Here is a 7,324-nt window from a genome sequence, read left to right on the forward strand (position 1 = left end):
GGACCGACAGCCGGGGCCCGGCCGGTCGTCGTCCACCGGCACAGCCACCTCGGCCCCGTTCCACGGCAGTTTGATACAGCGAGAACCCTCAGCCAGACTCGCAAGACATGATGGTTACGCAAACGTCGATCTTGCGCTCCGGCCCGATGTAGAGGACCAACACCTCATGCCTGCTCTGCGTGTTGAGCAAGACGGCTTCCGCCTCGACGGAGAGCCGTTCCGCATCGTCTCCGGCGGTCTGCACTACTTCCGCGTGCACCCCGCGCAGTGGCGGGACCGGCTGCGCAAAGCCCGGCTCCTGGGTCTGAACACGATCGACACCTACGTCCCCTGGAACCTGCACCAGCCGCGGCCCGACCGCTGGTGCTGGGACGGCGCACTGGACCTGACCGCCTTCATCGACCTCGCGCAGGACGAGGGCCTGCACGTCCTGCTCCGGCCGGGCCCCTACATCTGCGGCGAGTGGGAGGGCGGGGGACTGCCGTCGTGGCTGCTCGCCGAGCCCGGAGTCCGGTTGCGCAGCACCGATCCGAGTTATCAGGCAGCGGTGGACGGCTACTTCGGCGAGCTGCTGCCCCGCGTGCTGCCATATCTGGGCTCGCGCGGCGGGCCGGTTCTCGCCGTCCAGGTGGAGAACGAGTTCGGGGCCTACGACCAGGGCGCCGGGACCGCACAGGACGGCGCCGGCCATCTCACGCACCTGGTCTCCGTGCTGCGCGGACACGGCGTGGACGTACCCCTGTTCACCTGCGACCAGCCGGCCGACCTCGCCAGGGGCAGCGTTCCCGGTGTGCTGAGCACGGTGAACTTCGGCAGCGGCGCCGCCCGGAACCTGGCCCGGCTGCGCGAGCGCCAGCCCGAAGGACCGCTGATGTGCACCGAGTTCTGGAACGGCTGGTTCGACCGCTGGGGCGGCGTGCATGTCACACGCCCCACGGCCGACGCCGCAGCCGAACTGGACGGGATTCTCGCGTCGGGCGCGAGCGTCAACCTCTACATGTTCCACGGCGGCACCAACTTCGGCTTCACCAACGGCGCCAACGACAAGCACACCTACCGGCCCACGGTGACCTCGTACGACTACGACTCGCCGCTCGACGAAGCGGGCGACCTCACCCCGAAGTTCACCGCCTTCCGCGAGGTCATCGCCCGGTACGAGCCGGTCCCCGACGGCCCGCTGCCCGAGCCCTCGAAGAAACTGAACCTGTTGGGCATCGAACTGCCGGAGCGGGCGCCGCTCTTCGCCGGCCTCGACCTGCTGGGCGCCCCTGTGTCCGGCGAGCGGCCCCTGACCATGGAGGAGCTGGGGCAGGACTTCGGCTTCGTCCACTACGAGACGCGGCTCGACACGGCCGGACCCACGTTGCTGTACGCCTCCGATGTGCGTGACCGCGCGCAGGTCTTCCTCGACGGCCAGCCGGTCGGTGTGCTGGAACGCGAGAACCACGAGCACACGCTCGCTCTGACCGTACCGGCCGGCGGCGCCGACCTCACGGTGCTGGTGGAGAACCAGGGCCGGGTCAATTACGGCGAGGGCATCCACGACCGCAAGGGCCTGGTCGGCCCCGTCACCGTCAACGGCTCGCCGGTCAGCGGTGGTTGGCGCAGCCGCCCGCTGCCGCTGGACGACCTGGCCGGGCTGGAGTACGGCCCCGCCGCCGGGCCCGGCGTGGGCCCCGCCTTCCATCGGGGTACGTTCGAGGTGGCCGAACCCGCCGACAGCTACCTCGACCTGTCCGGGTGGACCAAGGGCTGTGTCTGGATCAACGGATTCGCGCTGGGCCGCTACTGGTCACGCGGCCCCCAGCGACGGCTCTACGTACCGGGCCCGGTGCTGCGTCCGGGCGGCAACGACATCGTCGTACTCGAACTGCACGCGTCCTCCCGCTCCGCGGTCGACCTGTGTGACGCGCCGGACCTCGGCCCGACCGAGGAGTGAGCCGGCGACAGGCGTCAAGCCGCCCCGCGTGTGCGGGCGGCGAGTGCGATCAGGTCGCGGACCGGGCCCGGTGGGGGCGTGGCTCCACCCGTCCAGACCGCACGCAGGTCCCGGATCAAGTCGAGACCGGTGACGGAAACAGCGTGCAGCCGGCCCAGGGTGATGTCGTCGGCCACCGCGAGCGAGGACAAGGCCCCCGGGCCCGCGCCCGCGAGGATCGCCGACTTCACCGAGGCGGTACCGGTCAGCTCCAGGACCGGTTCCGCCCGTGGCGTGCCGGGGGCGGCGGCCGTCAGCGCGGCGTCCAGGGCCTCCCGGGTGCCCGAGCCGGGTTCGCGGGTCACGAGAGGGGTGGCCGCCAGCTCTGCGGCCGTGACGGGTGACCTGCGCCTGACCCACGGGTGGCCCGCGGCCACCACGAGCAGCAGCTCGTCCCTGGCGACCGTACGGGAACGCAGTCCGCGCGGAGCGCGCGGACCCTCCACGAACCCGAGATCGGCCTCGCCCCGCTCGACGGACTCGGCGACCGCCACGCTGTTGGTCGCCGTGAGCTCCACACTGGTGGCGGCCCGCCCGGTGAGCCGCTGCTGATCTCTCAACGCGATCATCCACCGAGGCATCAGATGGCCGGCGACCGTCAGACTGGCCGCCACCTTGAGGTGTCCCGCCCGGTCCGTGCGCAACGCGGTGATGCCCGCGTCGAGTTCGGCGGCGGCGTCCAGCACGCGTGACCCCCACTGTTCCACCAGCCTGCCGTCCGCCGTGAGGTGCGATCCGCGCGGCCCTCTGCTGAGCAGCGCGATTCCCACCCGCGCCTCCATCGCCCGCACCCGCTGCGAGAGTGCCTGTTGTGAGACACCGAGTTCGGCCGCGGCCAGCCGCAGGCTGCCGGTGCGGGCGACGGCCGCGAGCATCTGCAGGCCCGCCAGCTCCGGGACGTGCGGGCTGAGCATCGGCTTCCTCCGTGGGGACAAGATGTGCGCGCTGACAAGATGCGCGTGGTGACAAGGTCTGCTTGTTGCGGGAACAAGCAATTGCAGACTACTCCCGTGGTGATGTGCCGCCCAGTGTGGACTGGTGAACACTTCCCTCGCTCACAGAGCGGCCTCGACGGATCGCGGCTCCGGTGCGGCACGGCCTTCCCGTACGGCTTGGGTGCCCGGTACGGCCGCTGCCGCGGCGGCCACCGCTGTGGCGTTCGCGGTGGCGCACCAGGTGCCGGCCCTCAACCCCTCGATCGTCAGCGTGATCCTCGGTGTGCTCGTGACGAACCTGCGCCTGCATCATCGGGTTCTGCACGCAGGGACCGCGCTCGCGGGCAAGCGTCTACTGCGCTGTGCCGTCGTCCTGTTGGGGCTTCAACTGTCGCTGCCCGAACTGGTGGAGCTCGGCGTACCCGGGCTCGTTGTCGTCGGCACCACCGTGGTGATCACTTTCGCCGGTACCCAGGTGCTCGCCCGGTGGCTCGGCGTGTCGCCCGCGCGCGGGCTGTTGGTGGCGACCGGCTTCTCGATCTGCGGCGCGTCCGCCGTGGCCGCGATGGAGCCCGTCGCCGGCGGGGACGAGGAGGACACCGGCGTGGCGGTGGCGCTGGTGACCTTGTGCGGAAGCCTCGCGATCGTCGTGCTGCCCCTGCTGCGCGGACCGCTCGGTCTGAACGTCGCCGACTTCGGTGTGTGGGTGGGCGCAAGCGTGCACGACGTCGGCCAGACCGTCGCCACCGCGCAGCGCGTACCCGGCGCGCTCACCACCGCCGTCGTGGTCAAGCTGTCACGCGTGGTGCTGCTCGCGCCGCTGGTGGCAGCGGTCACGCTGGGAGCCCGGCACCGTTCACACGTACGAGAGGCTGCGGCGGCCGTTGCGGCGTCGGCGCCCCGCGGCGAGCAGCGGCGGCGTGCGCCGCGCATGCCGCCGCCCGTGCCGCTGTTCGTCGCGGGCTTCCTCGTAGCCATCGCCGTCACCAGCACCGGCTGGCTGCCCGCAGCCGCCCTCTCGGTTGCCAGGTCCGTCCAGAGCGCGCTCCTGGTGGCCGCGCTCTTCGGTCTCGGCACGGGCATCCACCTCCCTGCGCTGGTACGTACGGGCGGCCGTTCGCTGCTGCTCGGACTGGTGTCCTGGCTGCTCGTGGCGTCCGTCGCGTACGCGGGTGTACGCGTAGCCGCGCTGTGAATCTCCCGGCAGGTATCCGTGGGCGTCCGGGTGGCGGTCAGCCGCTGATGTGGGCGGTGTTGTCGAGCCAGTGCTGGGCGAGGTCGGTGTCACCGTCGATACTGATGCCGGCGGCCGCGCCATCGCTGAGGGGGAGCCGTCGGGTCAAGGCCAGCAGCAGTGACCGTGCCGGGCCGGTCACCGTCACATCGGCCTGCCGGGCTCCGGGCGACCACGCCGCCCCGTCGGGCCGTCGTTCGACGAACCAGGCGCCCGTGTCGTCCGTGACGTCGGTGGCCACCCACTGCAGGGTCTGCCCGGTGCCTCGGATGGCATGGGCGGATTCGGACCGCTGCATCTCCCAGGTGGGGGAGGTGAGCATCGCGAGGTGGTTGCTGATGAGCGCCGCCGCGATGTCGGCGTCGATGTCGGCCGCTTGCTCCGCCGCGTTTGCCGCGTCGAAGCCGTGGACGACCGCCTCGTTGACCATGCTGGTCAGCCAGAATCGCGTCCCGGACCGCCCGTCCCCCGCAGGGTTGAAGACCGGTGCGCCGAGCGCGTCGTCGGAGCACGCGTTCGCGACCCGCTGGGCTGACTGCGACAGCCACGCCTGCCATTCGCGGGGGTCGGTGGGGAATACGGCCATCTCCATGGGCAGTTGGGTGGGGTCGCTGATGCGCCGTTCGATGATCTCCGCGACCCAGTTCTGGGTCTGACCCATATGCGAGACCAGGTCGGAGACGGTCCACTTCGAGGCTGTCGGCACGGCGGCCTCAGGTCCGGCCGCGGCGGCTGATGCCGCCAGACGCCGGGTGTGCTCGACGATCGCTTGCCGGGCACGTTCCGGGTTCAGCTCGCTCATGGGATTGAACTTTCCGTAGGAGGTCGTTGTGCTGTGTACGACTGGGCGTCCCGGCCGAACTCATCGGTGAACTGTAAATCGCTCGGCCGGCACGCTTCCCCACGGAACATCTCCTGACCACGGTCCGGGTCCGCGGAGCGAAGGCCCGGACTGGCTACCGTTCGCAGAAGGTGCTGTCGCGGAGGGTCACGAAGAGAGCGGCGGCTTGACTTCAAGCGCTTCAAGTAGCGGAGGCTTCCCGTATGGCAGCGACCGGAGAGCAGACAGTGGGCCTGACCGTTCAGGAGATGGCGCGACGGTCGGGTTTCAGCGAACCCACGCTGCGCTACTACGAGAAGATCGGCCTGCTGGGAACGGTCGGCCGGGACGAGTCCAGCGGTCATCGCCGGTACGCGCCGGCGACCGTGACCCGCGTCGACGCGCTGTCGTGCCTGCGCTCGTCCGGGATGACGGTGAGCGGAATGCGCCGCTATCTGGACCTGCTCGCCCAAGGGCCGTCCGCGGCGGCCGACCAGCGTGACCTGTTCGCCTCACAGGCGCAGAAGCTGGCCGCCGACATCGAGCAGCTCCAACTGCGCCTGACGTATCTGCGCCGGAAGGCGGACCTGTGGGACGCGCGTGTCCGCGGGGACGCCACGGCCGAGACGCACGCGACCGAAGCGGTCGTGCGCGTCGTGGAACAATTCGACCACTGAAGGACTGAACACCATGAGCACCGAAAATCTCACCCCTTCCACCACCGAGAGCGGGACGGTCCTGGTGACCGGCGGTACCGGCTTCCTGGGCGGTCACTCTGTCGCCCGGCTGCTGCGCGACGGCTACCGGACCCGCGTGACCGTTCGGGATTCCGAACAGCGGGCCGGGGTGCTGGCAGCACTGAGGCAGGCCGACGTCGACCCCGCCGGCCGACTGGAGTTCGCCGTCGCCGACCTCAACGTCGACGACGGCTGGGCGCGGGTCATGGACGGCGTCAGTTACGTCCTGCACCACGCCTCACCCTTCCCGGCCACCCCTCCGGAGAGCGAGGAGGAACTCGTCCGGCCTGCCCGTGACGGTGCGCAGCGCGTCATCTCCGCGGCCCGCACGGCCGGGGTGCGGCGGGTGGTGATGACGTCCTCCTACGCCGCGGTCGGCTACACGCTCAAGCCCGACAACCACTACACGGAGGAGGACTGGACGGACCCGGACACCGAGGGCCTGCCCGCCTACCACAAGTCGAAGGTCCTGGCCGAGCGTGCGGCCTGGGACGATGTCCGCACCCACGGTGGCATCGAACTGACCGTGGTCAACCCCACCGGCATCTTCGGCCCCCAGCTGGGCGACCGGCCCTCTGCCTCCCCGGGCCTCGTACGGGGCATGCTGACCGGACAGATGCCAGTGGTGCCCGTCATGTACTTCGGCGTCGTGGACGTACGTGACGTCGTGGACCTCCACCTGCGGGCCATGCTGCACCCCAAGGCGGCAGGCGAGCGCTTCATCGCCGTCGGCGGCCCTTCGATCAGCTTCTTCGGCATGGCCCAGATCCTCCGTGAGCACTTCCCCGCCGCAGCCGACTTGCTGCCTTCCATCGAGCTGACGATCGAGCAGGTCCGAGAGTCCGCGAAGACCCAGCCCGCCCTGCGGGACGCCGCGACCCTGCAAGGCCGGATTCCCGTCATCAGCAACGAAAAGGCCCGCTCGGTGCTGGACTGGGAACCCCGGGATGTCACCGAGACGATCGTGGCGACTGCCGAAAGCCAGCTCCAGCGCGGCCTGACCCTGCCGGAGAACCACGACCCCCGGCGATGATCGCCGCGTGACCCACGGCGCCCACCGGGGGCGATGACCACCGTCGGCAACCGCGATGGCGTCGCCCAGCTGATCCCACCGGGCGAGGCGGTCTCACATTCGGGATTTCAGCACGTCGACCTCACAGCCCGGCGCGAACGGGTCGAAACCGTGCCCGGCCAGCCAGCGAATCACCAGCAGGCTGCGCAGCGACCACCACGCGCGGATCACGTCGAGGTCGGCGTCGGTGCCGTAGCCGGCGACGACGTCGTCGAGGCATTCCTCGTGTCCGAGCGTGAGGGTGGCGAGGTCGGACATGGCATCGCCCGGGCCCGCTTCGGACCAGTCGATGATGCCCGTGATCTCGGCGCCGTCGACGAAGATGTGAGTGAGCTGCAGGTCGCCGTGTGTGAACAGCGGCGTCCACGGCCGGAGCGCGGCCTCGGCGACCTGGCGGTTGCGGGCGACCAGGTCGGCGGGCAGGACGCCGTTCGTCACCAGTTGCTCACACTCGCTGTCGAGATCCGCCGTCAACTCGGCGAGGTCCCTTCCCCGGCTGGGCCAGGGCGGCAACGGCGCGTCGTGCAACGTCCGGATGGCGGCGCCCG

Annotated in this window: 7 protein-coding genes; 4 read left to right on the plus strand and 3 right to left on the minus strand. The window is 70.6% G+C overall.

The genetic code is table 11. The features are described from left to right. The first annotated feature begins 166 nt into the window (after positions 1–166). Complete coding sequence (locus tag HY68_RS34545) at positions 167–1,939, plus strand: beta-galactosidase (RefSeq protein ID WP_041999457.1); 1,773 nt, start codon at positions 167–169, stop codon at positions 1,937–1,939. A gap of 14 nt (positions 1,940–1,953) precedes the next feature. Here the strand turns inward: HY68_RS34545 and HY68_RS34550 are convergent, their stop codons facing one another. After that, positions 1,954–2,892 (minus strand): LysR family transcriptional regulator, encoded by a 939-nt coding sequence (locus HY68_RS34550; protein ID WP_041999460.1) that lies wholly within the window; start codon positions 2,890–2,892, stop codon positions 1,954–1,956. Positions 2,893–3,094: 202 nt separating this feature from the next. Between HY68_RS34550 and HY68_RS34555 the strand changes: the two genes are divergently transcribed. Then, positions 3,095–4,108 (plus strand): putative sulfate exporter family transporter, encoded by a 1,014-nt coding sequence (locus HY68_RS34555; RefSeq protein WP_241778851.1) that lies wholly within the window; start codon positions 3,095–3,097, stop codon positions 4,106–4,108. Between the two features lie 37 nt (positions 4,109–4,145). Here the strand turns inward: HY68_RS34555 and HY68_RS34560 are convergent, their stop codons facing one another. Beyond that, complete coding sequence (locus tag HY68_RS34560) at positions 4,146–4,949, minus strand: maleylpyruvate isomerase family mycothiol-dependent enzyme (RefSeq protein ID WP_041999465.1); 804 nt, start codon at positions 4,947–4,949, stop codon at positions 4,146–4,148. 242 nt (positions 4,950–5,191) lie between these two features. On the opposite strand from HY68_RS34560, the gene HY68_RS34565 reads away from it, so the two are divergent. Both HY68_RS34565 and HY68_RS34570 read left to right on the plus strand, forming a co-directional pair. Further along, positions 5,192–5,644, plus strand: coding sequence for a MerR family transcriptional regulator (locus HY68_RS34565; RefSeq protein ID WP_041999467.1), 453 nt, complete (start codon positions 5,192–5,194; stop codon positions 5,642–5,644). A gap of 13 nt (positions 5,645–5,657) precedes the next feature. Beyond that, on the plus strand, positions 5,658–6,737 hold the full coding sequence (locus HY68_RS34570) for an aldehyde reductase (protein ID WP_041999470.1): 1,080 nt from the start codon (positions 5,658–5,660) through the stop codon (positions 6,735–6,737). A 93-nt stretch (positions 6,738–6,830) separates the two neighbouring features. Here HY68_RS34570 and HY68_RS34575 read toward each other — a convergent pair. Further along, positions 6,831–7,324: phosphotransferase (locus tag HY68_RS34575; RefSeq protein WP_041999473.1), on the minus strand; the 494-nt coding region annotated here is incomplete at its 5' end.

This window comes from Streptomyces sp. AcH 505, from assembly GCF_000818175.1.
Taxonomy (GTDB): Bacteria; Actinomycetota; Actinomycetes; order Streptomycetales; family Streptomycetaceae; genus Streptomyces.

What these genes read in the sequence shown, in the direction of transcription:
- HY68_RS34545 (WP_041999457.1), top strand. Translation starts at nt 167, where the DNA reads ATGCCTGCTCTGCGTGTTGAGCAAGACGGCTTCCGCCTCGACGGAGAG.
- HY68_RS34550 (WP_041999460.1), bottom strand. Translation starts at nt 2,892, where the DNA reads ATGCTCAGCCCGCACGTCCCGGAGCTGGCGGGCCTGCAGATGCTCGCG.
- HY68_RS34560 (WP_041999465.1), bottom strand. Translation starts at nt 4,949, where the DNA reads ATGAGCGAGCTGAACCCGGAACGTGCCCGGCAAGCGATCGTCGAGCAC.
- HY68_RS34565 (WP_041999467.1), top strand. Translation starts at nt 5,192, where the DNA reads ATGGCAGCGACCGGAGAGCAGACAGTGGGCCTGACCGTTCAGGAGATG.
- HY68_RS34570 (WP_041999470.1), top strand. Translation starts at nt 5,658, where the DNA reads ATGAGCACCGAAAATCTCACCCCTTCCACCACCGAGAGCGGGACGGTC.